Source organism: Streptomyces sp. NPDC020845 (assembly GCF_044334165.1).
GTDB lineage: Bacteria > Actinomycetota > Actinomycetes > Streptomycetales > Streptomycetaceae > Streptomyces.
Map to the genome: position 1 here is coordinate 251,703 of NZ_JBIRSJ010000005.1, position 24,310 is coordinate 276,012.

Annotated in this window: 20 protein-coding genes and 1 pseudogene; 7 read left to right on the forward strand and 14 right to left on the reverse strand. The window is 72.0% G+C overall.

What is annotated here, in order from left to right; all coding sequences use genetic code 11:
* Positions 1–20 precede the first annotated feature (20 nt).
* The 9 genes from ACH4U7_RS14160 to ACH4U7_RS14200 all read right to left on the reverse strand — a co-directional run bounded on the left by ACH4U7_RS14160 (position 21) and on the right by ACH4U7_RS14200 (position 11,103).
* Positions 21–485 (reverse strand): hypothetical protein, encoded by a 465-nt coding sequence (locus ACH4U7_RS14160; RefSeq protein WP_398528220.1) that lies wholly within the window; start codon positions 483–485, stop codon positions 21–23.
* Positions 486–566: 81 nt separating this feature from the next.
* Positions 567–1,826 (reverse strand): HNH endonuclease, encoded by a 1,260-nt coding sequence (locus tag ACH4U7_RS14165; protein WP_398528221.1) that lies wholly within the window; start codon positions 1,824–1,826, stop codon positions 567–569.
* 42 nt (positions 1,827–1,868) lie between these two features.
* Positions 1,869–4,427 (reverse strand): hypothetical protein, encoded by a 2,559-nt coding sequence (locus ACH4U7_RS14170; protein ID WP_398528222.1) that lies wholly within the window; start codon positions 4,425–4,427, stop codon positions 1,869–1,871.
* On the reverse strand, positions 4,424–5,605 hold the full coding sequence (locus ACH4U7_RS14175) for a formylglycine-generating enzyme family protein (RefSeq protein WP_398528223.1): 1,182 nt from the start codon (positions 5,603–5,605) through the stop codon (positions 4,424–4,426). The genes ACH4U7_RS14170 and ACH4U7_RS14175 overlap by 4 nt, the downstream gene beginning before the upstream one ends.
* A 28-nt stretch (positions 5,606–5,633) precedes the next feature.
* A complete protein-coding gene (locus tag ACH4U7_RS14180) occupies positions 5,634–7,016 on the reverse strand; it encodes a radical SAM/SPASM domain-containing protein (protein ID WP_398528224.1) in 1,383 nt (460 codons plus the stop codon).
* 19 nt (positions 7,017–7,035) lie between these two features.
* On the reverse strand, positions 7,036–7,746 hold the full coding sequence (locus ACH4U7_RS14185) for a hypothetical protein (protein WP_398528225.1): 711 nt from the start codon (positions 7,744–7,746) through the stop codon (positions 7,036–7,038).
* Between the two features lie 2 nt (positions 7,747–7,748).
* Positions 7,749–8,330 (reverse strand): effector-associated domain EAD1-containing protein, encoded by a 582-nt coding sequence (locus ACH4U7_RS14190; RefSeq protein WP_398528226.1) that lies wholly within the window; start codon positions 8,328–8,330, stop codon positions 7,749–7,751.
* A gap of 5 nt (positions 8,331–8,335) precedes the next feature.
* Entirely contained in the window at positions 8,336–9,397 is a 1,062-nt protein-coding gene (locus ACH4U7_RS14195; protein ID WP_398528227.1) for a trypsin-like peptidase domain-containing protein, read from the reverse strand.
* Between the two features lie 62 nt (positions 9,398–9,459).
* Positions 9,460–11,103 carry a serine/threonine-protein kinase gene (locus ACH4U7_RS14200; protein ID WP_398528228.1) on the reverse strand — a complete coding sequence of 548 codons (1,644 nt, stop codon included), beginning with the start codon at positions 11,101–11,103 and terminating at the stop codon, positions 9,460–9,462.
* Between the two features lie 223 nt (positions 11,104–11,326).
* Here ACH4U7_RS14200 and ACH4U7_RS14205 point away from each other — a divergent pair, with 223 nt between their 5' ends.
* Positions 11,327–12,163: a class I SAM-dependent methyltransferase gene (locus tag ACH4U7_RS14205; RefSeq protein ID WP_398528229.1), complete on the forward strand. Its 837-nt coding sequence runs from the start codon at positions 11,327–11,329 to the stop codon at positions 12,161–12,163.
* An 80-nt stretch (positions 12,164–12,243) separates the two neighbouring features.
* Here the strand turns inward: ACH4U7_RS14205 and ACH4U7_RS14210 are convergent, their stop codons facing one another.
* The gene (locus ACH4U7_RS14210; protein WP_398528230.1) at positions 12,244–13,032 is read right to left on the reverse strand and encodes a helix-turn-helix domain-containing protein; all 789 of its coding nucleotides are present in this window, start codon (positions 13,030–13,032) and stop codon (positions 12,244–12,246) included.
* A gap of 188 nt (positions 13,033–13,220) precedes the next feature.
* Between ACH4U7_RS14210 and ACH4U7_RS14215 the strand changes: the two genes are divergently transcribed.
* The gene (locus ACH4U7_RS14215; protein ID WP_398528231.1) at positions 13,221–14,168 is read left to right on the forward strand and encodes a 1-aminocyclopropane-1-carboxylate deaminase/D-cysteine desulfhydrase; all 948 of its coding nucleotides are present in this window, start codon (positions 13,221–13,223) and stop codon (positions 14,166–14,168) included.
* A gap of 87 nt (positions 14,169–14,255) precedes the next feature.
* On the opposite strand, the gene ACH4U7_RS14220 is transcribed toward ACH4U7_RS14215, so the two are convergent.
* A complete protein-coding gene (locus ACH4U7_RS14220) occupies positions 14,256–15,176 on the reverse strand; it encodes an ATP-dependent DNA ligase (RefSeq protein ID WP_398528522.1) in 921 nt (306 codons plus the stop codon).
* Positions 15,177–15,459: 283 nt separating this feature from the next.
* Positions 15,460–16,362 carry a non-homologous end-joining DNA ligase gene (gene ligD / locus ACH4U7_RS14225; protein WP_398528232.1) on the reverse strand — a complete coding sequence of 301 codons (903 nt, stop codon included), beginning with the start codon at positions 16,360–16,362 and terminating at the stop codon, positions 15,460–15,462.
* Between the two features lie 32 nt (positions 16,363–16,394).
* Here ligD and ACH4U7_RS14230 point away from each other — a divergent pair, with 32 nt between their 5' ends.
* Entirely contained in the window at positions 16,395–17,414 is a 1,020-nt protein-coding gene (locus tag ACH4U7_RS14230) for a Ku protein (protein WP_398528233.1), read from the forward strand.
* A gap of 40 nt (positions 17,415–17,454) precedes the next feature.
* On the opposite strand, the gene ACH4U7_RS14235 is transcribed toward ACH4U7_RS14230, so the two are convergent.
* Positions 17,455–18,276 carry an NAD(P)H-binding protein gene (locus ACH4U7_RS14235; RefSeq protein ID WP_398528234.1) on the reverse strand — a complete coding sequence of 274 codons (822 nt, stop codon included), beginning with the start codon at positions 18,274–18,276 and terminating at the stop codon, positions 17,455–17,457.
* A 123-nt stretch (positions 18,277–18,399) separates the two neighbouring features.
* On the opposite strand from ACH4U7_RS14235, the gene ACH4U7_RS14240 reads away from it, so the two are divergent.
* The gene (locus ACH4U7_RS14240) at positions 18,400–19,011 is read left to right on the forward strand and encodes a TetR/AcrR family transcriptional regulator (RefSeq protein ID WP_398528235.1); all 612 of its coding nucleotides are present in this window, start codon (positions 18,400–18,402) and stop codon (positions 19,009–19,011) included.
* A 216-nt stretch (positions 19,012–19,227) separates the two neighbouring features.
* Positions 19,228–21,390: a GTP-binding protein gene (locus ACH4U7_RS14245; RefSeq protein WP_398528236.1), complete on the forward strand. Its 2,163-nt coding sequence runs from the start codon at positions 19,228–19,230 to the stop codon at positions 21,388–21,390.
* Positions 21,391–21,404: 14 nt separating this feature from the next.
* On the opposite strand, the gene ACH4U7_RS14250 is transcribed toward ACH4U7_RS14245, so the two are convergent.
* Positions 21,405–21,494 (reverse strand): toxin-antitoxin system HicB family antitoxin, encoded by a 90-nt coding sequence (locus ACH4U7_RS14250; RefSeq protein ID WP_398528523.1) that lies wholly within the window; start codon positions 21,492–21,494, stop codon positions 21,405–21,407.
* A gap of 126 nt (positions 21,495–21,620) precedes the next feature.
* On the opposite strand from ACH4U7_RS14250, the pseudogene ACH4U7_RS14255 reads away from it, so the two are divergent.
* Positions 21,621–22,444: pseudogene (locus ACH4U7_RS14255) on the forward strand (RNA-guided endonuclease InsQ/TnpB family protein); the annotation flags it as partial.
* A gap of 77 nt (positions 22,445–22,521) precedes the next feature.
* Complete coding sequence (locus ACH4U7_RS14260; protein WP_398528237.1) at positions 22,522–24,234, forward strand: serine protease; 1,713 nt, start codon at positions 22,522–22,524, stop codon at positions 24,232–24,234.
* Positions 24,235–24,310 lie beyond the last annotated feature (76 nt).

The following is a 24,310-nucleotide window of genomic DNA, read 5'->3' on the forward strand; positions in this document are numbered from 1 at the left end:
ACACCCGCGCCGCCTGAGGGTCATCTCCGGATACGGGGGCGACCGCTCGCCAACTCCTCGCGAGCCGCTTCCATAAAGGCGTGCCGACGCTCGCGCTTGGCCGGCGGGCCACCGGTCGCGGCAGCGTCTCGCATACGCGCATGCAGCGCCTTGGTGTAGTCGTGGGCGGCCTGGGCCGCCTCATGGGAGCAGGTCAGCTCGACGGCCTTCTTGGCGAGCCACAGGTCGTGCAGCTTCTCGTCCTCGGGATCTTCGGGAGCCGGGAGGCCGAGTTCCCTGCGATCCAGGACCAATTCGACCCGCTGGGCGGCCGCGAGGAACCCCGAGATGGCCTCTTTGCGCTCCGTACGCCCCGCGTCCGCGCGTTGCTGCTGATCGCGTCGCACCTCGACACGCGTCGCCAGGTGCTGGCCCACGAGTGTGCCCGTGGTCCCCAGCAGGACGCCGATCAGGGCGAGAACCGTGCTTCCAGTGACTCCATCCACGACGGACATCCTGAGCCCGGCAGGCGAGCGGTGCCAGCGGGCCGTTCGCTTACCCGCCCTGGGGTTTACCCGCCCTGGGAGTTACCCGCCCTGGGGGTTGCTCCATCGGGCGTGGTTTTCCCGCGCCACGTCCAGCAGCGTCGCTCGGAGCTCTTCCCGGGTGCGGCCGCGGGTCTTGATGGCGTGGCAGTTCGGGCAGAGCGCGACCATGTGGCTCGGGTGGTCGCGACCGCCCTGGGCGAGGTCCATCACATGATCGACTTCGAGTATGGGGGCGCCGGAAGCGGTCACATCGGCGGGCTGTCCGGTGCAGCGCGGGTTCTCGCAGCGGCCCTCGCTGCGCAGCAGGACGGCCCGGCGGGCCGATCCCGATCTGATGGGGTTGGTCGAGGCACGTGTGGTGCGCCGTCCGCGGTTCTCGCTCTCGCGGTGCTCAACGATCCGGCACCATCGTTCGTACTGGGCCGCTACGACAACCGCGTGCGGTACGCCGGTGTCACGGGCGCCTCCGTCGGTGGAATCCGCGTCCGCGTCGGTGGAATCCGCGTCCGCGTCGTCGGCCACTGCCTCGTCGTACAGCCCGACGTCCATGAGCAGCGGGCCGTAGTCCAGGCCATTGAAATACGTGCACAACAGGGCATCGATCACTGCGACACGCGCCTCGCCCGAGCGCCTGAGGAGGTCGTACACGGGCTCGGGCACCCCGCTGAGCGGCTGGTTCTCGGCGAACCAGCGCCTCAGCGCGGCGTCGCCATGAGCCTTGGGTACGGGGCCGGAATGATCGTGCAGCACCCACAGCCCCGCGTGGTGCAGGGCTGAGACAGGGTAGTCGGGACGCGGGCGCTCGCCTCGCATGCCGTGGCGCTCGAGGAGGTCACGGAGCGCTTGCTCGGTCTCGCCCCACGGAAGCAGCCGCCGCTCGCCGCGGCGGGCCCGCCCGGTGGCCCAGAGCAGCGCGATCGGCTGGTAGAGGGCCGGGCGGCCGGATGCGCGGTTGACCTTGAGCCCGGCGAGGCGGTCGAGGAGATGGTCCTGCGGCGCCTGCTGCGCGCGGCTTGAGCCGGGGTCGTCCACGACGGTGAAGCCGAGCCGTCGGAGCAAACCGACCGCGTGCCTCTCGCCGCCGGAGAAGTCTTTCGCCGTGAGAGGGGACTGACCCGGAAGATAGCCATGAGCAGTGCCGACGATCGCCTTGGAGTCGTAGAACCTGCCCTCGTGGGCGAGCAGATAGCGTCGCGCGCGGCCGAATTCGTACATCCGCAGGAACCTTTCGCGGCCCAGCAGGTCGAACTCCTCGATGGCCCGGATGACCTCGGAACTCGTGATGTCCGTCAGCGCCATGCGGTCGACGGTACGCGATACGGCACTCGCCCGCGCGCCCCGTCACCCGCGGCGGCGCTCGATCCGGTCCAGTAGTTCCAGGGATCCGGTCAGCCGGGGGTCGCCGATGTCGCGCTGGAGGGCGATGGTGCGGGTCAGTTCGGCCAGGGCGGCTGCGGGGTCGCCCTGGCGGTGGTGGGACTGGGCCAGGAGGTGGCTGGCGCGGGACATGGCCCAGACGTGGTGGCAGGCGGGGTCGGAGGCGGTGTGGAGGGCGGTGGTGGCGAGGGTGGTGGCGGTGTGGGGGTCGTCGGAGAGGGCCAGTTCGGCATTTTCGAGGAGGAGGGCGAGGCGGTGGAGGCCGAAGCCGCACTGCTCGGCGGTGCGGAGGCCCTCGCGGAGTGCGGTGGTGGCGAGGGTGGGGTGGTGCTGGGCGCGGGCGAGGCGGGCGCGGGCGAGGTGGAGGAGGCAGAGGTGTTCCTGGGAGCCGGAGGTGACGATCCACTGGGTGGCCTTGTCCAGCAGGCTCTGGGCCATGACGAGGTCGCCGGAGTGGCAGGCGAGGGTGGCCTCGATCAGGTCGTAGCGGGCGACCTCGTCGTTCCAGTCGACGTCACGGGAGGCGTCGGCGAGCTCCGAGCGGGCGCGGGAGACGTAGACGCGGGCCGGTTCGGGGAGGCCGGCCTCCAGGAGGCATTCGGCCGGGGAGAGCGGGAGGCCGAACCAGACGGGGGCGTCGGCCAGTTGACCGATGGGCAGGGCGCCGGTGAGGGCGCGGGAGACGGCGAGGATGGGGTCGCGGCGGCTGCCGCGCAGGAGGTCGGCCACCTCGACGAGGCGGCCTCTGAGGGTGCCGATCATGGCGAGCCACCAGCTGTCGTCCGGGTCGATACGGGCCAGGGCGGCGGGGAGGTCGCCGATCGCGCGGTAGCACCAGAGGAGGCCGCCTGGGTCGGGACAGGTGGGGAACTCCTCCAGGACGCGGACGCACCGGCTGTACTGGCCGATCTGCCAGGCGAGGTGCTGGTAGCCACCCATGCGGAGCCGGTAGACCTCCTCGGCCTCGGCGACATGGCCGGCCGCGAGCGAGTGGTGGACCAGCTCTTCGAGGAGGTCCAGGGTCTCGGGGTGGTCGGGGGGCAGTACGCCGGGGCCGGTGACCAGGGCGCTGTAGTGGCGGCGTATGGCCTGGTGGACGGAGCGCGGGTCGGTGAAGGAGCGGTAGAAGTGGTCGCGGACCGCCGGGTGGACGGTGAACAGGCCGGCGGATTCGTTCAGGACGAGGTGGAGTTGGCGGAGGTGGCGCAGGGCTGCGAGGACGTCGCGCAGGCCGAGGCCGCGCAGCGGGCCCGCGATCTGGGGGTTGGCGGCGCGGGTGAAGACGGAGTGCAGCTGCTCGGCGGACGCGCCGAAGCGGAAGATGCACAGCCGGGCGAGCAGGGCAGTCTCCCGCTCGCTGAGCGCCGTCTCGTACGCGTCGAGCACCCGCGCCAGGCGCCGCTCCTGTGGCTCTCCGGAGTCGGCGCGCGGCTCGGGCAGGGAGGCGGCGCCGGCCGGGTCGGCGGCGGCGTATTCGACGAGGTAGCCGCTGAGGTGGTCGAGGGTCAGTGCGTGGGCGCCGTACTCGTCGATCAGGGCGTGCAGCGCGTCGTCGCCACCGCGTACGCCGCGGTCGCGGATCAGGGACACCGCGTCCTCGCGGCACAGCTGGTCGATGTCGAGCCAGGCGTAGCCGCGGCCGTGCCAGGGCGCCAGCCGGGGCAGCGGGAGGCGGCTGGTGATCAGGCACTTGGTGGCGCCCAAGCCGTCGGCCAGGCGGTCGATGACCTGGGCGAGCAGCCGGTCGGTCAGATCGCCGAAGACGCCCTGGCGGTCGGTGGCCGGGCGCTGCACCCGCTCCAGGCCGTCCAGCACGAGCAGCCTGCGGCCGGGTCCGGTGAGGAGTTCGGTGAGCAGGTAGAAGGTGCCCATGGGGCTGCCGCGCGCGATCGCGCCGCCGCTGAAGTAGGCGTAGGCGACCTCCAGGAACTCCTTGACGTCCTGGTTGAGGTAGAAGCTCCAGATGAACAGCTCGTCGGGCGGCGGGTCTCCCTGTCGCCGCAGCCGGGCCAGGAACTCCCCCGCCAGCGCGGTCTTTCCCGCGCCGCCCAGCCCGAGCAGCGCCAGCACGCCCGGCTCGCCGTCCTGCCAGAAGCGGCTGAGCGCGGCCAGTTCGTCCGCGCGGCCGACGAAGCTGGGGGCGGGAGGCAGGGCGTGGATGATGCCTGCCGTCAGGGGGCGTTTCGGCGGTGCGGGCTCGGGGGCCGCGTCCTGTGAGTCCCGTGAGGGCGCGGCTAGCGCTTCGGCGTGCGCCACGACTGCCTGCGCGTTGATCTCGGCGACGCGGGCGACAAGCGCCCCGAGCTCGCCCCGGTCGTGGCACCAGGCGACCAGCCTGCGGATGCACTCGCGGCGGCTCATGGCCGCCGCCAGCTCCCGGTACACCTCGGGGTAGTGGTCGAAGCACAGGTCCCGGATCTCGTCCTCGGACAGCGCCCGGTCGATCAGCGCCCGTACGACGCCCGCGTTGCGCACGGCACCGTACGCGTCACGGTGGCGGTCGCTGTGGGGGTCGCCCGTCATGGCGTCGCCGTGGGCGCGAGGCCCTTGCGGCACAGCCGGAAGCCGATGTTGGGGGTCATATGCGCGCCCCAGCCGCCCTGCCGCCAGCTGCCCGCCTCACGGGACATCCGGAAGGACACCGTGACCGCCTCGGCGCAGTCCGCCCAGGAGCCGCCGCGCAGCACCCGCTCCTGGCCCCGGTCGGGCCCGGTCGGGTTGGTCCCCGGGCCGGTCCGGTAGTACGACGCGTCGTACCAGTCGGCCGTCCACTCCCACACCCCTCCGCTCATCCCGTACAGCCCATAGCCGTTGGGCGGCAGGCGCCGCATGGGCAGGATGGCGAACTGGTCGAAGCGGTCGAAGTCGCAGCGCTCGGGGGTCGGGGGCGCGTCGCCCCAGGGGTAGCGGTGACCGGGCAGGCCGCCACGCGCGGCCCGCTCCCACTCCGCCTCGGTCGGCAGGCCGTATCGGACCTCGCGGGTGGACAGCCGCTCGCACAGTTCCTCGGCGTCCTGCCAGGACACGCTGACCATGGGTTTACGGTCGTACGCCCATGGGCGCCGGGGGTCGTCCCGGCGCGGGGTGCCGAACAGGGTCCGGGAGTCGACCCGCTCGCCGTCTCCGCTGACCCAGTCGTGGCGCGGCGCATGGGCGTGCCAGTCGGTGGCGCGGACGGTCGCGTCCTCGCAGTACTGGAGGCGGATCTTGTTCGCCTCGTGCAGAAACCAGCTGGGGTCCACCGCCCCGCTCCGCTTCCGCTTCCGCTTCTCCCGGGGCATTCCGGCGGGCGCCGGCTCCCAGTCCATGAGGTCGCAGAAGGCCGCCCAGCTGACCGGGGTCTCGGACAGCCAGTAGTCGTCGAGCCGGACCGGGTGCACCGGGCGCTCGTCCGGGTCGCCGTCGGCGGAGCCCATCGCGAAGGAGCCGGCCGGGACATAGCGGAAGAGGATGCCGTGCTCCTCCACTGCCATCCGGTCCAGCAGGGCGCCGCGGGCCTCGGCGATCTCGGAGTCGGCCGGGGCGACCATGCGCGCGCGGTCGTACGCGGTGGCGGCGGTGCGCAGATCGCCCTGGGCCTCCAGCTCGCGGGCGAGCCGCAGCAGCTCGGGGGCGCTGCCGGTGGCGGTGTGGTCGGTGCGCAGCCATTCGTACGCGGAGCCCGTCCCGTACGCGGAGCCCGTCCCGTGTTCGGATCCCATGTCGTGTGCCGATCCCATCGCCTCGCCCTTACCCGCACGATCCGTGGCAGCCGCGCCCGCGCGGGCGGGCCGATACATCGAGGATGACGAGCGGATTGCGGACCGCCGATCCCGAGCGCGCCTCCGCCTGGACCTGTTCGGCGATCCAGGGGTCGGGGGCGTTGACCGAGCCGGCCAGGACGAGGGAGCGGGCGCGGCAGCCGCCCGCGAAGGTGGCGGTCTGGCCGTGGCCGCTGGCCGGATCGGTGTACGGAAGGGCCCGTATCGCCCGGAAGCCGGCGCTGTGGTGCCAGATCTCGGCCAGCGAGGTCTCCCGTACGTTGGCGGCGACGAAATCCGGGCCGAGGAAACTGCACGGGTTGACGTCGCCGGACACGGAGACGGAGCACACGAGGTTTCCGGCGCCGCAGCCGTAGTTCTGGTGGATGACGGACTGCGTCTCCTGCCGGGAATGCGGGCTGAACGGGTCGATGTGATGCAGATCGAGGGGGTCGTCGAGGCTTTGGCTGCCCAGCCGCGACAGGCCGTTCAGCGCCTCGGTGTAATCCGCGAAACTCGGCATCAGCTCCTGATTCCGCTCGGCGACACCGACCGGGTACAGCGGCCGGAACACCGCTGTATCCGAGCCCACTTCATGCGCGAGTTCGGCGCAGGCGTCGATCTCATCGAGATTGGTCCGCATGATGGTGAACGCCAGGGTGAAACGGGCGTGTTCACGGAGGACGGCGAGGCGGTCGAGCACCTTGGCGAAGGTTCCGGGCCCGCGCACCCGGTCGTTGGTCTCGGCGGTCGCGCCTTCCAGGCTGACATTCAGCCAGACCAGTTCGCGCTTCCCGAATTCCTTGGCGATGTCCTCCGTGATGAGCAGGCCATTGGTGGTGATACACGGGGCCAGGCCATGGGCCAGAGCCATGTCAATGATCTGGAAAATATCCTTCCGCAGCAGCGGTTCACCGCCTGTGAGGCCGAGCCGGAAGGCGCCGAGCCGTGCCATTTCGGCGAAGAGCCGGTCGATCTCCTCCAGGTTCAGCCGCTTCTCGCGGCGCGGGAGGTCACCGGCGAAACAGTGGGTGCAGCCCAGGTTGCAGGAGGCGATGACCTCCAGATGGACCGCCAGCGGGCCGGTGAGATGGTCCGGCGGCACGTCCAGGTCATCGTGGACGGCACCGGCGAACCGGCCGTCGACGGTGAAGAACCCCAGGTCGTAGAAGTGCTCGAAGAACCGCTGGATCCGGCCGCGCCGGTCCGCGTCGTCCGTCTCCGCGAGCAGGCGGTCGACGGGGTGCGCACGCAGCCGCCTCAGGACGTCCGTGGCCTCGGCGTCGAAGGGCAGATATCGCGACGTACGGCGGTCGAAGACCAGGCTGCCGAAGAATTGCGGGATGAGCACCAGCGGGGCCCGTTCCGGCATCGTTAACCTCCGTGAGTTGTCAGGCCGCGCCCGGATCGGAAACGTTGAAGACCTTACGGACCCAGACCCGGCCGCCACCGCCACCAGCACCAGCACCAGCACCGCCACCGGCACCTCCACCGGCACCGCCACCTCCAGGGGCACCGGCACCGGGAATCCCCAGGCCGGCCGCGCCGAATTCCCTCAGCTTTCGCACCCGATAAGGCTCGGCATTCCGCTCCGGATCCTCCGGCGGCCGCCGCTCGGACCGCTCCACCATGGGCCGCCAGCCGTCGTCGTCGAAACCGGGGCGCGTCCAGGCGTCGTCCTCCGGCTCGTCGAGGCAGTATTTCCAACTGCCGTCCGCCGCCGAGAGCACGGACGTCTGCTCGCCCCTGTCAGAGGCCGTGGTCCGCGCGTGGATGTCTTCATCCTGCTTGTAGAGCCCGGCGAACATCAGCGTGGTGTACGCGGGGTCGTACGCGGCTATCTCGAACGCGAGGACGTGCGTACCGAAAGAGACCAACGGGCGGGACGAGGAGGGCGCCGTGCCGTCGAGATACATCTCGCCCGGGCCGTCCGTCTCCAGCCACATGGTGAAGGGAACTCCGGCCCGCGGATTGCGCCACCGCAGCACCACGCCGCCGCATCCGGCGGGCACCTCGCAGTGTCCGTGTTCCTCGAGGATGAAATGCGGTGATGTCTTGGCGTACCGCGACAGGGAATTGAGTTTCAGCTCACGCTCGTCCATGCTCACCTCTCGTCTCGGTTTTCCAGGCGGTCGGTGAACTCGCGGTGCCTGACGGGGTTGACCTCGCCGACCCGTCCTACGAGGTCCGGTAGCCGATCACGCCGCGCACAGTACTCGATCAGCCGTAGCGTCTTTTGTGATTTGCTCATGCCCTGGGCGAACTGGCCGTACACCGAAGGAAAATGATCGAGGCAGAGTGCGTTGAGTTCATCGTCGTCCAGAGCGTCCATGACCAGTCGGCGTACGTCGCCCGGCTGATAGGAGAGGGGTGCGGAAGCCGCAGATATGGCGCCGGTCGGGGTGGCGGCGAGCCGGGCGATGATCCCGTACGCCGCGCTGTTGGGGTCCTCGGCGATCAGGCCGACCAGCCGCCGCAGCCTCCCCTGGTCCGCCGCCCGGCGCAGGACCTGCGGCCACACCTCCGCCATGGGCGCCGTCCACGCGAACTCGGCGGCGCGCATCCCCGCCGCCAGCACGAAGGCCCGTACCTCGGCCCCCTGGTCGTACGCGGTGAGGAGCGCGGTGAGCAGTTCCCGCGCCTGCGGGTCGTCGGCGGCGAAAGGGGCGTTGTCCAGCAGACTCATATCGCTCACAGCACCCCCGCCGAGACAAGCCCCTCCGCCACCCGGGATATCCGGCGTCCCTGATTACGGAATTCCCGCTTCCCGAACTCCTCGACGGCCACCCATCGATGGTGCAGCCCGACCAATTGCCACCGTTCATTGAAGACGGGCGAGCCGGAGGAACCGGCCTCCGTATCCGTCCAATACTGGATCACATCGTCATCGACATGGCGGACGATGTTGTGGTGCATCCCTATCTTCTTCACCCCGCCCTTCGGATGCTGAATGATGGAGACCCGCTCGCCGACCAGGACCGGTTCGGCATCCGCCAATTCGACGACGGGAATATCGTCCGGCAGCGGCCCGTCCGCCCGGATCACGGCCCAGTCGTGCGCCGGGTCGCCGGTGATCGTCTCGGGGCGGCAGCGCACCACCGTATGGGCGCGGTGCCGGGCGGCGGTGTCGAGCTCGTAGTGCAGCCATGCCTCGACGCGCGTCGCGGGGCCAGGACCGGGGCCAGGGCCGGGGCCGGGGCCGGGGCCGGGGCCGATGTCGTAGAGGACGTGGTGATTGGTCAGCAGCAGGTCCTCGCCGATCCGGAACGCGGTCCCGTAGGCCCGGCCGCTCTCCAGCGTCACCAGCAGCCGCACCACGGCCGGGGCGAGCTCGACCCCGCGCCGCATGAACGCCACATCGAGCAGGGTCGGCTGGTCGAAGATCTGCCGCTCCCATGCGTCACGGGCGTCGAACCCTTTCCAGACGACCCCCGAATCGACGGCCGCCGGGGCCTCCACCACCGGCTCCGCCGCCGTCAGCTCGCGCAGCCGCAGCGCCACCGCCTCATCTTTTTCCGCCACTTGTTCGAGCAGAGCGCGGAGCCGATTCTGGTTACGGGCCTTGGTGATCAGGTCGTGCCAGACGGAATGCATCGGCCGATCCCATGCGACCGTCGCCGGTTTCACCCCCGCCCGCACCGCGAACTCGACGACCGGCCCTTCCCGGAAATGGATACCCGCGAGGAAGTCGTGCAGTTCACGCGACTCCGGCCTGCTCCAGTCGAAGGGCAGTGTGTCGAGAAAATGCGGCACGGTTCCCAGCATAGGGGAGACATACGACGCGTCCCGGGCCGGAACCGTAACGGATCAGTGGCTCAGTGGGTGACCGACAGGGTCACGTCGAGGGTTCCTTTGTTGTCGTCCAGGCAATCATCATTGATCCGCAGCTCCAATGCCCCGCTACGGGCCGCCCGGAAGCTCCACTCGGGCGCCACGATGCGGGCCGGCCCGGGCTTTGCGTCTCCCCAGAAGCGCCCCAGCAGCGTTCCGAACCTCGCTCCGGGGTTCACCTTGCAGCTTTTGGCGAACTCCAAGGTCTGGTCGTCGGCTGCGGAAAGGCCGCGCGCGCCGACGTAGGGCAGTCCTCGTTCGCGGTGGTCCACCGTCCAGGTGCCCGTGGTGTAGCGCACGGTCACTCTGTCGCCCTTGCGGATGGGTGTCGTCACCGCCGCCCGCTGCCAGCCCATGGTCGCCCGCACCGTCACCTTGGTCTTCGTGGTGGTCGGGCCGTCGTCCCGCCCGAACGGGGGCGTACCGGTGACGAACAGACCGGCGACGAGCCCGCCCGTGAGCACAACGGCCCCGGCCGCCACCGCCCACCACGTCCGTTTCCGGCCGCGTCGGCGATCGTCATCGCGGCCGGTTGGCAGAGGGCCGGCGCTGATGGCGGTCGGCTCCCAACCGCCCGCCCAGTGGGCCGGATCGCCCGCATGCGTCCGGGTCTCCGCGTCCGCGATGAGGTTCGACGTCCGTACGGCCTCGGGCTGCGCGGTCGGGGCCGACGGCACGGTCGGCAGAGGCCGAACGTCCGGTGGCGGCCCCGCGTACGCTGGCGGCCCCGCCTCCGGCGGTGACGCCGCGTACGGCGGCGGCGGGCCGGGGTCCGCGGCGCCGTCGGCGACGCGCCGCAGGGCGTCCCGCACCGCGGCCGCGGACGGGCGCTGCTCGGGCGCCTTGCGCAGCAGGGCCTCCAGCACTGGCCGCAGCGGCCCGACCCGCTCCGGGATCATCGGCTCCCCGAACGCCACGGCGTGGAGCGTGGCGACGCGCGAAGTACGCCCGAAGGGCGACTCCCCCGAGCTGATGACACACAAGGTCGCGCCCAGCGACCACAGGTCGGACGCGGGCCCGACCGCGTCGCCGTTCAGCCGCTCCGGCGCCATGAAGTCGGCGGATCCGACCAGCTCTCCGGTGGTCGTCAGGAACTCGCCGTCGTCCAGGATCGCGATGCCGAAGTCGGTGAGCACCGCGCTGCCGTCCCTGCGCAGCAGCACATTGGCGGGCTTGACGTCGCGGTGCAGCGCTCCGGCGGCATGGACGGCCTCCAGGGCGCCGAGCATTTGCAGCCCGAGGACGGCGGCCCGCTGCGGCGGCAGCGGCCCGTGATCCGCGAGCAGGCGGACGAGCGAAGGGCCGTCGATGAGTTCCATGACGATCCATAACCGGTCCTCGTGCTCGACCAGGTCGTGCACCCCCACCACATGGGGGTGGGGCACCCGGGCGACCGTACGGGCCTCCCGGACCGCGCGCCGCAGCAGCCGTCTGTGCTCCTCGCCGCCGTCGGTGAAAATGTGCAGTTCCTTGACGGCGACCTCGCGCTCCAGCACCTTGTCACGCGCGCGCCAGACAGTCCCCATACCGCCCCTGCCGAGCCGGTCCAGGAGCAGATACCGGCCGGCGATCAGCCGTCCGGCGCCGCGCTCGCCGTGCGTCGCGATCTCGCCGTCCCCCGGCCCCATGCGATCTCCTCCCCCTGTGGCGGTGGTGCGCCTCGTGCGGCCGTCCAACGCGCCCGGGCGGTGTGCCGAGCATAGTCCGGCGCCCAACTTCCGCCCCAAGTCCAGATTTGATCTCATACGGCGTGGGCGCCCACACCTGGCCCGGTCGGACCATTAGCGTTCGCGGCGGTATTCGCCCGGACATACGGCCGGAAGATGGACAGCCGGAAGGAGCCAAGGAATCGTGGCGGACCAGGACAAGGTGACCGTACGACTCAGCAGCCTCCCCGAGACCCTGTTGTGGAACCTCTACCACCGGGCGTACGAGGCCCGGCAGCCCCGCACGGTGCTCCACGACCCCATGGCCATCGAGCTCGTCGACCGCCTCGACTTCCCCTTCGAGAAGACCTTCGGCCCGCCCCACCCGCTGCTCGCCCAGGGCCAGGCGCTGCGCGTGCGGACCTTCGACGCCGCCGTACAGTCCTTCCTCGCCGACCACCCGACCGGCACCGTCGTCAACCTCGCCGAGGGCCTGGAGACCCAGTTCTGGCGGATCGACAACGGCCGGGCGCACTGGCTGGGCGTCGAGCTCCCGGAGACCGCCGAGCTGCGCCGCGCCCTGCTGCCGGACACCGAGCGGCGGCGCACCCTGGCCCAGTCCGTGCTCGACCTGTCCTGGATGGACGAGGTCGACACCGAGGGCGGTGTGCTGCTCACCGCCCAGGGGCTGCTGATGTATCTGCGCCCGCCCCAGGTGCGGGAGCTGATCGCGGCGTGCGCCGAGCGGTTCCGGGGCGGGGCGCTGGTCTTCGACGCCGTGCCCCGCTGGCTCAGCGCCGGCACCCAGCGCGGCGAGAAGCGCCCCGCGTCGGGCTACCGCATGCCCGGCATGCCGTGGGGCCTGAACGCCGGTGAGCTGGCGAAGGTGCGTACGGCCCACCCGGGCGTCGTCGATGTGCGTGAGCTGCATCTGCCGCGCGGCCGGGGCCCGTACTTCGGGGCGCTGACGCCGGTGCTGTACCGGCTGCCCGCCCTGCGGAACATGCGGCCGACGATGACCGCCATCGCCCGGTTCGCCTGACGGGCCGCGTACGTTCAGGCATCCGGGGCGGGGCCGCTGTTCGACGGTCCCGCTCAAGGCGCCCCGCCCGGTCACTCCGGTCACTCCGGCGGGACGCTGTACCGTTCCAGGGCCGCCTTGGACGTCGAGGTGTCCATGAGCCTCAGCTCCCACGGTCCGGTGTTGACGTCGAAGTCCTTGCCGAACCCGACCCACTTGCCCGCCATGCGTCGGCCGGTGGGCTCCACGAGCAGCTGAACCGCACCGTGGTAGGACGCGCCCTGGTAGTAGCCGTCCCTCGCCGTCTGCTCGGTCCAGGTACCGGTAACCACGTTCCGGTCCACGGTGAGGTCCAGGGAGAGCGGCGAATCCGGGTTCAGCGACGCCCCGTTGAGAGAGCGCCCCGTCAGCCGGTTGCCGTGCTGGACGAGCACGACATAGTGCCTGCCCTCGAACGAGTCGTCGCGACCCGAGGAGTAGAACTCGTACCGCGACAGCCATACGCCGCTGTAGTTGGCCCCGGCCGTCTCGGCAGCCGTCGCGGCTGACTCGGTGTCCGCCGCCGTGGAGGCGACACCCTCCGGGCCCGGTGCCATGTCGTGCCCCCCTCGACCGTCGCCCTGGACCCTGGCCAGGGGCACCTGTGGGGCGAACCCCAGAGCCTCGGCCGGCATGCCCGTCACCCTCTCCAGGGCGCGTGCATACACGGGCCTCGGCGATCTGCTGATACCGGCTTCCCACCGCTGGACGAGCCTCTTGCCGGCGTCGTTCGGCTCGCCCAGTTCGACACCCGCTCGGCGGAGCGCCTTGGCCAGGTCGTCCTGACTCATCCGCAGGCCGATGCGCACGGCCCGCAGCGCGTCGTTCGGTACGTGCACCTCGGTCGTCATGACACCCAAAGCTAGCCCCAACCCGCACCTAATGACACCTAAATGACGCCTATTGAGGGACACCCGAACAACGCCCTCTCTGTCGTCGCAATGCCACGGCGACCGGCGGCACCATCACGACCGGACGTGACAGAGAGGGCGATCCAGTACGCGTGCCTGACCAGGCAGAGACGCCGCAGAATGGACAGATGACCGCGCCCATCGACCCCGCCGTCGCCCTCGCGCCCCGGCTGCCGTCCCCGCTCCAGCGGGTGCACGACGACCGGCTGGCCCGGCGGGGCGTGGAGCTGTGGCTGAAGCGGGACGATCTCGTGCACCCTGCGGTGCCCGGCAACAAATGGCGGAAGCTGGCCCTCAATCTGACGGCCGCCCTCGACCAGGGGCACTCGCGGCTGCTGACCTTCGGCGGCGCGTACTCCAACCACATCCGCGCCGTGGCCGCCGCCGGGGCCGCGGTGGGGCTGGGGACGGTGGGGGTCATACGGGGCGATGAGCTGGCTCGGGCGGAGCGCAACTGGTCCTTGGCGCGGGCCGAGGGGTACGGGATGGCGCTGGCGTTCTGGGACCGGGCGCGGTTCCGGGAGGCGCTGCGCGGGCTGGCGGAGCCGGAGACGGTCCGGGGTCTTGAGGAGCGGTGGGGCCGGTGTTACGTGCTGCCGGAGGGCGGTACGAACGTGGCGGCGGCGCGCGGGGCCGCGGAGATCGTCTCGGAGCTCGTCGCGGACCTGCCCGGTCTGGGGGCGGGCGATGTGGTGTGCTGCGCGGTGGGCACCGGGGGCACGCTGGCCGGGATCGCCGCCGCGCTCCCCGAGGGCGCCCGGGCGCTGGGGGTCGCGGTGGTCAAGGGCGCCCGGTATCTGGACGGCGAGGTGGCGAGCCTGCACGAGCGGGGGTGGGGGCGCACCTTCGCGAACTGGCGGATCGACCACGACCACCACGGCGGCGGCTACGGCCGCGTCCCCGCCGAGCTGGCGGCCTTCGCCGAGGACTTCGAGGCGCGGCACGGTCTGGCCGTGGAGCGCCGCTACGTCGCCAAGATGCTGCGGTGCGTGTACGACCTGGCGGGTGGTGAGCGGCTGCCGCCGGGGAGCCGGGTCACGGCCGTGATCACGGGGCCGGCCGACCCCGTCCAGTGAGTTTGTGGTGAGTTCGGGACGGCGAGACGCGGTGGCCTCAGCGGGTCGCCGTCCCAAAGCCACCACAGATTCCGGCACAAATCCCGGCTACTCCGGCGCGCGCAGCCGCACCACCGTGGTCGCCGCGTGGCGGGCGGTGCTGTCCCGGCGTACCTCGACCGTCAGCTCCGGGGCCACCGGCCGGTACGAGATCTCGGTGCCGACCATGTCCATGGCGGTGGGGGCGAGCTCGGTCCCGGGCGGCTCCGCGGGGGCGGGCAGGCCGCGCAGCGCGGCCGTGATCTGGGCGCGTACGGCAGGGGAGAGCGGGGTGGAAACCACGGGGTCGTCGGCGCCCGGCAGCACCAGCGCGAGCGAGCGCGGGTGGTAGCGGGGGCCGACGACGCCGACCACCACGGCCTCCCGCGTCTCGGAGTGGCGCAGCTTCCACCAGTGGCGGCCCGCGCGGTAGGGCTGGCCCAGGCTCTTGATCACCAGGCCCTCGACGCCGCTGGCCGGAAGGGTGTCGTACCAGGTGGCGGCGAGCTCGGGGTCGGTGGTCATGGGGACGGGCTGCAGCGGCGGCCCGTACGGCTCCAGCAGCGCGACGAGCCTGGCCCGGCGCCGCTCGTAGGCCAGGGGGCGCAGATCCTCGCCCCCGGCGGCCAGCAGGTCGAAGGCGGCGTAGGAGGCGGGGAGTTCGCGGGCGAGCCGGGCGGCGCGGGCGCGGGTGGCCGCCGCGCGCTTCTGGACGGCGGCGAAGTCCGTACGGCCGCCGGTCCACACGACGACCTCGCCGTCCAGGACCGTACCGGCCGGGAGCCGTTCCGCGGCGGCCCGCAGATCGGGGAACGCCGTGGTGACGATGCGGCCGGAGCGGGCCTGCAGCAGGACGTCGTCCTCCGTACGGAAGATCAGTACGCGGTGGCCGTCGAACTTCGGCTCGTAGGCCAGCCGCTTCCCCGCCGGGTCGGGAAAGGCGTGGACGGGGCGGGCCAGCGCGACCTCCACGGGCGGCAGCAGCGGCATCCGCGAGGGCGGGCTCCAGCGCGGGATCACCACGGGGCTCCGGGAGGCGCGGTGGGGGTTGGTGCGGCTCCGGGGGGCGCGATGAGGGCTGGCGCGGCTCCGGAGGCCGGCCGGGCCCCCGGCATCGGCGCGGCTGCGGCGGCCGGTACGGCCCTGGGTGCCGACACGGCCCTGGGTGCCGACACGGCCCCGGGCGCCAACGCGGCCCCAGCGGGCCGCACGGCCCCGGCGGCAGGCGCGGCGGCGCTCGGCCCTGCCGCCGCGCCCGGCCCGGTCGCGGCCGTCACGGTCCGTCCCCCGCGGGCAGCGGGCGGGCCAGCTCCGGGTCCAGAAGGGGCTCCAGCAGATCCCCGTGGCGGTCGAGCCGGGGCGTGATGTCGTCGATCCGGAAGACCAGCTGCGCGGGGTCCTCGCATCCCTCGACCTCGTTCCAGGTGACGGGCGTGGAGACGGTCGGCTCGCGGCGCGCGCGGGCGGTGTAGGGGGCGGCGGTGGTCTTCGCGGCGGCGTTCTGGCTGAAGTCGACGAACACCTTCCCGGGCCGCTGCGAGCGGGTCATTTTGGAGGTCACCAGGCCGGGCACGGCGGCCGTGGCTTCCAGGGCGAGCTTTCTGGCGTAGCCGGTGGTCTCCGGGGAGGGGGTCGGCTCCACCGGGATCAGCAGATGCAGCCCCTTGGAGCCGCTGGTCTTGGCGTACGCGGACAGGCCGTCGGCGTGCAGCCGCTCGCGCAGCCATTCGGCGACGGCGCAGCAGTGCACGATCGTGGCGGGCGGGCCCGGGTCGAGGTCGAAGACGAGGCGGTCGGCGAGACCGGCGGCGCGATCGGCGCGCCACATGGGGGCGTGGAATTCGACAACCAGGTTTCCGGCCCACATCAGCGAGGCGAGGTCCTGGACGAGGATCTGACGGGAGGTCTCCCCCTCGTGGCGGGGCACCTCGGCCGTCGCCACCCAGTCGGGCGTGCCCGGGGGCGGGTTCTTGGTGAAGAACGTCTGGCCGTCGGGGCCGTCCGGGAAGCGGAGGAACGCCAGCGGCCGGCCGCGCAGATGGCGCAGAAGCGGCCCGGCGACGGCCGCCAGGTAGTGCAGCAGCTCTCCCTTGGTGGTGCCCGTGGCCGGATAGAGCACCTTCTCGAGGTTACTGAGCGCGATGCGCCGCCCCTCCACCTCCGCGATCGGGGACATACGATAAGAATCTCACGAAAGGGATCAAAAGCATGCGGTCCATCTGGAATGGGAACATTTCCTTCGGTCTGGTCAGCATCCCGATCAAGATGTATCCGGCGACCGAGGACCACTCCGTCTCCTTCCGGCAGGTGCACACCAAGGACGGCGGCCGGATCCGCTACCGCAAGGTCTGCGAGCTCGAGGACAGACAGATCGACGCGGACGAGATCGGCAAGGCCTACGAGGACGCCGACGGCACGCTGATCCCGATCACCGACGAGGACCTGGCCCACCTACCGCTGCCCACGACCCGCGCCCTGGAGATCCAGGCGTTCGTCTCGGCGGCGGACATCGACCCCCTCCAGATGGGCGACGCCTACTACCTCGGCGCGAACGGCCCCGCGGCCGCCAAGCCGTACGCCCTGCTGCGCGAAGCGCTCAAGCGCAGCGAGAAGGTGGCCATCACCAAATACGCCCACCGCGGCCGGGAGCGCCTGGGCATGCTGCGCGTGGTGGGCGACGCCATCGCGATGCACCGGCTGCTGTGGCCGGACGAGGTGCGCAACCCGGTCGGCGTGGCCCCCAAGGAGAAGGTGACGGTACGGGAGGCGGAGCTCGACCTCGCCGACACCTTGATGAACACGCTCGGCGAGGTGGATCTGACCCAGCTGCACGACGAGTACCAGGAGGCGCTGGACGCCCTCGTGGCGGCAAAGATGGCCGGCGCCACACCCACCGCCGAGCCCGGCGAGGCCCCGGCCGGGGCCCAAGTCGTCGACCTGATGGCGGCGCTGCGGGACAGCGTGCGCAGCGCCCGCGCGGCCCGGGGCGAGGAGGCCGGGGAGGCCGCGGAAGAGGAAGAGGCGGAGGCCACGGTCCACCCGCTGCCGGCCCGCAAGAAGGCCGCAGCGCCCGCGAAGAAGACCGCGGCGACGAAGAAGAAGGGCACCGAGAAGGCCGGCGCGAAGACAGGCGCCGCGAAGACCACGGCGAAGAAGGCCGCGGCCAAGAAAGCCCCCGCCAAGAAGCAGGCCACCGGCAAACGGGCGGGCGGCCGGACAGCCTCCTGACAGCGGCCGACCGCTCCCGAACCGCGGCCCCAGCCAAGCGTCAGCTGAACGCGGCCGCGTGGTCGCTCGCCCACTGGGCGAACGTACGCCCCGGCCGCCCCGTGATCCGCTCCGTCTCCGGGGAGATATCGGCCGGGCGGTCGACGGCCCCCGCGAACATCCGCAGCAGCGAGTCCGCGATGTCCGCCGGCACACCGCCGCCGGTCATGGCCTCCCTGGCCGCCTCTGCCGGAATCTCCTCGTACCGCAGCGGGCGCCCGAGGGCCGCGCCGATGATGGCCACCTGCTCCGCGAAGGTCAGCGACTGCGGCCCCGACAGCACCGGCGCCTGGCCGGCGTACTCCTCGCTGAGCAGGGCGCGGGCGGCGACGGCCGCGATGTCGGCCTCGTCGATGGGCGCCGTGTGGGCCTGGGCGTACGCGCCGTGGACCACGTCGCCCTTGCGGATCTGCGGCACCCACTGGAGCGCGTTCGAGGCGAAGGCGCCCGGCCGGACGTGCGTCCAGGCCAGCCCCGATGCCTCGATCTCGGTCTCCAGCTCATGGTGGTGGTTGCCGATGGGATTGCCCGGGCCGGCGAACAGCACGGCCGAGGAGGAGAGCGTGACGATACGCCGCACCCCCGCCTGCTCGGCCTTGCGCAGCAGCTCGCCCGCGCCCTTCCCCCACACCACCGCCGGGTTGAGGAAGACCGCCGTGGCGCCCTCCAGCGGAAGGTCCGCGGTGCGCGCCACCTGGACCCCCTCGGGCAGCCGCGCCGACTCGGGATCGCGGGTCAGCGCGCGGACCTCCGCACCCGCCGCGACCAGCTCGTCCACCACATGCCTGCCGACGTTTCCGGTGGCTCCGGTCACCACGATCATGACGAGTTCTCCTTGCTCTGCCGTCTCGTTGGGTTGAACGGGACCCACGATTCATCTAACCGGATGAACTTGTCAAACAAATAGATGGGTGAAGTCCGAGACGGCTGCGGATAGCCTGATCAGGTGAAGGAGAAAGCGCCGCAGGCACCGCCGAAGAAGACCCGCCGCGCCCCCGCGCCGACGGAGCGCAAGCTCGACCCCGAGCGCTCCCGGCGACTGCTGCTGGACGCCGCGATGGACGAGTTCGCCGAGAAGGGATTCGCGGGCGCCCGCGTCCAGGACATCGCGGACCGCGCCGGCCTCAACAAGCAGCTGATCAGCTACTACTTCGGCGGCAAGGAAGGGCTCTACCGCGAGCTGCACCAGCAGTGGCTGCGGCGCGAGGAGACCATCGCCGACCCGGCCCTCCCCCTCGACGACCTCATCGTGCGCTACCTCGACGCGGCCTTCGCCGACCCCCGGCCCACCCGCCTCAACCTCTGGCACGGCCTCACCGGCGGCGTGGTCGAGCAGGACCCCGAAGACCTCTCCGGGCTGCGCCGCCGCCAAGCGGACGGCGAGCTGGCCGACGACCTCGACCCGGCCGCCGCGCTGCTGCTGTTCATCAGCATGGTCTCGGCGCCCACCGCGCTGCCGCACCTCGTACGGCAGCTCTTCGGCGTCGAGCCGGACTCACCGGAGTTCCGCGAGCGCTACACCGAGCAGGTGCGCCGGATCGTCCGCCACCTCGCGTAGCCACCTCGCGTAGGCCGTAGGCCGTAGGCCCCCTGCGGGCCCCCGCCCCGTACGGCGGGCCCCGCCCCGTACGGCCGTAATTCGCTTGACCGTGCCGCATGCGCTGACAGGATGGCGCAGTCCGTCCGACGACAAGTCAGGAGCATGCGATGCGCCGATTCCTCGGAACTACTCAGCGCCCCCACCGGACGACAGTTCTCGAGGACTTCAGCACGCATGCCCACGTCGCACACCCCGCGCACATCGCGCACATCGCGCACCCTGAACATCGGCATCCTGGCGCACGTCGACGCCGGTAAGACCAGCCTCACCGAGCGCCTGCTCTTCGACCACGGCGCCATCGACCGCCTCGGCAGCGTCGACAGCGGCACCACCCAGACCGACACGGGCGACATCGAGCGCGAGCGCGGCATCACCGTGCGCTCGGCGGTCGCCTCCTTCACCGTGGGGTCGGCTCAGATCAACCTGATCGACACGCCCGGCCACTCGGACTTCATCGCCGAGGTCGAACGCGCCCTCGGGGTGCTGGACGGCGCGGTCCTGGTGCTGTCCGCGGTGGAGGGCGTCCAGGCACAGACCCGCGTGCTGATGAAGACCCTGCGGCGGCTGCGGCTGCCGACCCTGCTCTTCGTCAACAAGATCGACCGCCCGGGCGCCCGCGACGAGGGGCTGCTGGCGGACATCCGGCACAAGCTGGCCCCGCACGTCGTCGCGCTGACGGCCGTACGGGACCTGGGCACGCGGCACGCCCGCGCCGTGCCCCGGTCACTCGACGACGCGGACTTCCGCGCGCAGGTGGCCGAGGCGCTGGCCGAGACCGACGACGTGCTGCTCGCCCGCGTCCTGGACGGGCCCCCGCCCACGCCCGCCGAGCTGCGGGCGGCGCTGGCCGGTGGCACGGCGGACTGCCGCGTCCACCCGGTGTTCTTCGGCTCGGCGCTGAGCGGCCAGGGCGTCGGCGCGCTCGCCCGCGGGATGGCGCGTCTGCTGCCGCCCGCACCCGTCGGCGCGGAAACGGCCCCGTACGGGACGGTCTTCGCCGTGGAGCGCCGGGGCGGAAGCGGCGGGAAGACGGCGTATCTGCGGCTGTTCGCGGGCGAGTTGGCCGTACGGCAGAAGGTGACGCTCCACCGCCGCGGGCCGGGCGGCACGCTCGTCGAGTACGGCGGCCAGATCACCTCGCTCGATGTCGTCGGCCGGGCCGGCGCACAGGCGGGCGCCGGGCGGCTGACCGCCGGGAACATCGGCAAGGTGCGGGGCCTGCCCGAGGTACGGGTCGGCGACCGGCTCGGCGGGGCCGACGCCCACACCAACGGCAACACCGGCACCAACCTAAGCACCAACACCGACCCAAGCGCCGAAAGCGGCACCGGCCACGCAAACGGCCGCGGCCCCGGGCACCCGCCGCCGGACCAGCCGCACTTCGCCGCGCCCAGCCTGAGCACGGTCGTCCGCGCGCGCGAGCCCGGTCCGGGCCCCGCCGCGCGGCTGCACGCCGCGTTGCTGAGCCTGGCCGAACAGGACCCGCTGATCCACACCCGCGCCCTGCCGGGCGGCGCCACCTCGGTGCTGCTGTACGGCGAGGTCCAGAAGGAGATCATCGCGGCGACGCTCGCCCGGGACTTCGGCATCGAGGCCGACTTCGAGCCGAGCCAGCCGGTCCACGTCGAGCGGCCCGTGCGCGTCGGCGAGGCGTGCGAGGAGATGGCCCCGCGCCATCACACCGGCCTCTGGGCCACCATCGGGCTGCGCGTCGAGCCCGCCCGGACCGGCTCCGGGGTGATCTTCCGGTACGAGACCGAACTGGGCGCGCTGCCCCGGGCGTTCCACCACGCCATCGAGGAGACCGTGCACGACACCCTCCTCCAGGGCCACGACGGCCGGCCGGTGACCGACTGCCTCGTCACCCTCATCCGCTCGGGCTTCTCCAGCCCGCTCAGCACGGCGCGTGACTTCCGCGAGCTGACCCCAGTGGTGCTGGAGCGGGCGCTGCGCGCCGCGGGGACGCGGGTGTACGAGCCCTGCCACGCCTTCGAGCTGGAGATCCCGCACGACGCGCTGGCCCCGGTCACCGGCCAACTCACCGCGGCCGAGGCCGACATCACCGCCGTCGAGGAGACGGCGGGCGGGCTGCCGGCCTGGCTGCTCGAGGGCCGGATCCCGGCGCGGGAGGTGCACGGGGTGAAGCGGTGGCTGCCGGGGCTCACGCGCGGCGAGGGCGTGTGGTGGTCCCGGCCGTCCGGGGACCGCCCGCTCGGCCCCGGACAGGACCGCCGCACCGGCCCCGGACAGGACCGCCGCACCGGCCCCGCCCCGGGCTCAGATCCGGGCCCTCACCCGGGCCCCGGCCCCGGTCGGATGCCGGGAGCCGCGGTGTAGGTGAACGGGATGATCTAGGAGTTGAGGGACCGCCGGTCCGCAGCAGCTTGAGCAGTCACCCGTTCGTGTAGGTCTGCCAGGATCCTGAGTGAGAAACGAACGATGACGCTACGTTAGCGGCGTGATGACGCCACGTGAAGCCGACGAGTCCGGGCACGCCCGGTACACGTACCGGCTTCGCGCGTCGTCGACCGCCGGTGCGGCTCCGCTGGCAGAAGGGGGACCGCGATCGGCTGCGCCTGGCGGGCGGGATCGTGCTGACGGTGGTGTGGTCGCGGGACCTGCCCGCCGCGACCTCCTCGGTGCGTGTGTACCAGGACAGTGTCGGGCACTGGTACTGCTCGTTCGTGGTCCCCACCCAGATGCAGCCGCTGCCGAAGACCGGCCGGGCGCTGGGCGTGGACTGGGGCGTGAAGCAGACCGCGACCACCACATCCCACGCCCACGACCTCCCGCACACCCAGCACGGCCGCAAGGCCCAGGCCAGGCTGACCCGGTACGACCGGATGATGGCCCGCCGCAGACCGAAAAAGGGGCAGGCCGCCTCGAAGGGCTGCCACGAGGCCAAGCACCTGCGTGCGAAGGCGTACAAGAAGGTCGCCCGGCAGCGGCAGGACACCGGCCGAATGGGGTCTCCCCTGCTCGAGCGAAGCCGAGAGCTTGGGGAAGGGCGAAGAAGGTCGTGACCGACCACGACGCCATCGCGGTGGAGGACTTCAAGGCGAAGTTCCTCGCCAGGTCCTCGATGGCGCGCAAGGCGGCGGACGCCGCGATCGGCGCCACGAAGAAGGCCCTGATCGAGATGGGCCGCAAGCACGGGCGGGACATCCGCCTCGTGCATCCCGCGCACACCACCATGGACTGCGCATCGTGCGGAGCGAGAACCAAGCACGCACTACCGCTGTCCGAGCGCACCTACACCTGCACCACATGCGGAGCCGTCTCCCCCAGAGACAAGAACTCCGCCCACGTAATGCTCCACCGGGCAGGTCTGAACCCGGCTGGTGCCGAGGGCGTAAGACCTCCGGGAGCGCTGCTCCCGGAGGAAGCCTGAGCCAGGAATCCCCTCCCTTCAGGATTTTGGGAGGGGAGCAGTCAATTCCGTACGTCTCGGGCGTATGCTCGGGCCGCATGGGGGCGGAAAACGGCAATACCGCCAATGCGCCCGCCCGTGACGGGACTTGGCGGGTTCGGATCCGTAGTACGACGGGCGATGTTCTGGGCGCGGGAATCCTTCTGGGCAGCGAGACGGTGTTGACCTGCGCTCATGTGATCCCCGAGGACGGACGGCCGCTTCCGGCCACGGAAGTGCGGGTCGACCTGGTCGGTGTGCCCGACGCTGAGCCCGTCAGCGCGCGCGTCGCCCCGGGCTGCTGGGTGCCGCAGCGCGCCGACAGCTGCGGCGATGTGGCGCTGCTGAGGCTGAGCCGCCCCCAGCCCGCCGAGCACGCCGCGCCCCTGTTCCGGCTGCCCCCGGTGTCCCGGCGGCCGGTGCGGATGTGCGGCTTCCCCGACGGCAACGACGACGGCATGTGGTTCCTGGGCAGCCTCGCGGGCGCCGCGGGGCCGCGCGCGGAGTGGGTGCAGGTCAACCCGGAGACGCCCGGTGACGTGGTGCGCTACGGCTTCAGCGGCGCCGGGGTCGAGGACGAGCAGACCCACCATGTCATCGGCATGGTGGTCAGCCGCTACGACGACTCCGACAGCGTGCCGAGCGCCGAGCGGCGCCGCTTTTCGTACATGATCCCCGTCGAGACCATCGTCCGGCATCTGCCTCAGGTCGCCCGCTGGGTGGGCGGCGAGGCCGGGGTGGACCCGCGGCTGGTCTCCCCGCTCACCGACGGCGTCCAGGACATCGGCTTCGCCCAGCGGCTGGCCCTGTGGCTGCGGCGGGAGAGCCTGGCCGGGCGGGAGGGGATCGCGGACGTCGAGACGGTCGTGATCGAGGACGACGACAGCGACCGGAACGGGGCGCTCAGCCGGGCCGTGACGCTCGCGGACCGCGAGCTGTCCGGGGGCGGCGCCGAGGAGGCGGTGTCCACCGCGCCGCGGGATACGGTGCCGCCCATCGGCAGCCTGGACCTGGCCATCGACGTCACCGGCCGCACCGACACCGACGTGGCCAAGCGGGTCGCCGACCGGATGGACCTCAAGTCGCTCGGCGACACCTCGCCGCTCAGCCGCATCCGGGCCAACGCGGTGCCGCTGACCATCGTGGCCGTGAGCGTCGACCGGGCCCATGACCCCGAGGCCCTGGTCCGCTTCATGAAGCTCCTCGCCGATCAGGGCAGCCGGCTGATGCTGGTCTTCCGCGATGGGCAGGCGCCCGGCCTGCACCTGGCCGAGCGGCTGTTCCGCCCGGACCGGGCGCGGATCGACGCATGGCTGGACGAGCTGGCCGGGCAGGTGACCCGCGCGGAGGGCCGCGAGCGCGAGGCGGCCGAGCGGCGCGCGCTGCTCTCCCCCGCGCTGAACCCGCCGTACACCCGCAACGCCTCGGCGCTGCGCATCAATCTGCTCAGACTGCGCGACGACCCCGGGCTGCACACCCACCACATCATCGCCAAGCTGGCCGTCTTCGAGCATTCGGTGGCCACGGTCCTGCGGCACGCCGAGGCGGCGCTGTGCGCGGCCGACGAACAGCTGAAGCGCATCCCGGAGCTGCGGAACCTGCTGGCCCCCTACGCCGTGCGGCTGGGCGCCATGGGCGCGGCCGAGCTCCCCGAGCTGATCCCGCTCCAGCGCGCGGCGTTCGACCTGCTGCGCTCGGTGCCGTACGACGTGCCGGCCGCGCAGGAGGCGGTCGACCGGTTCGTCCGCGCCGTCAACGAGATCCGGCCGTGAACCGCGAAGGCACAGACAGGCACAGACAGGCACAGACAGACAGAGACGGGCAGAGACGGGCAGAGACGGGGAGGAA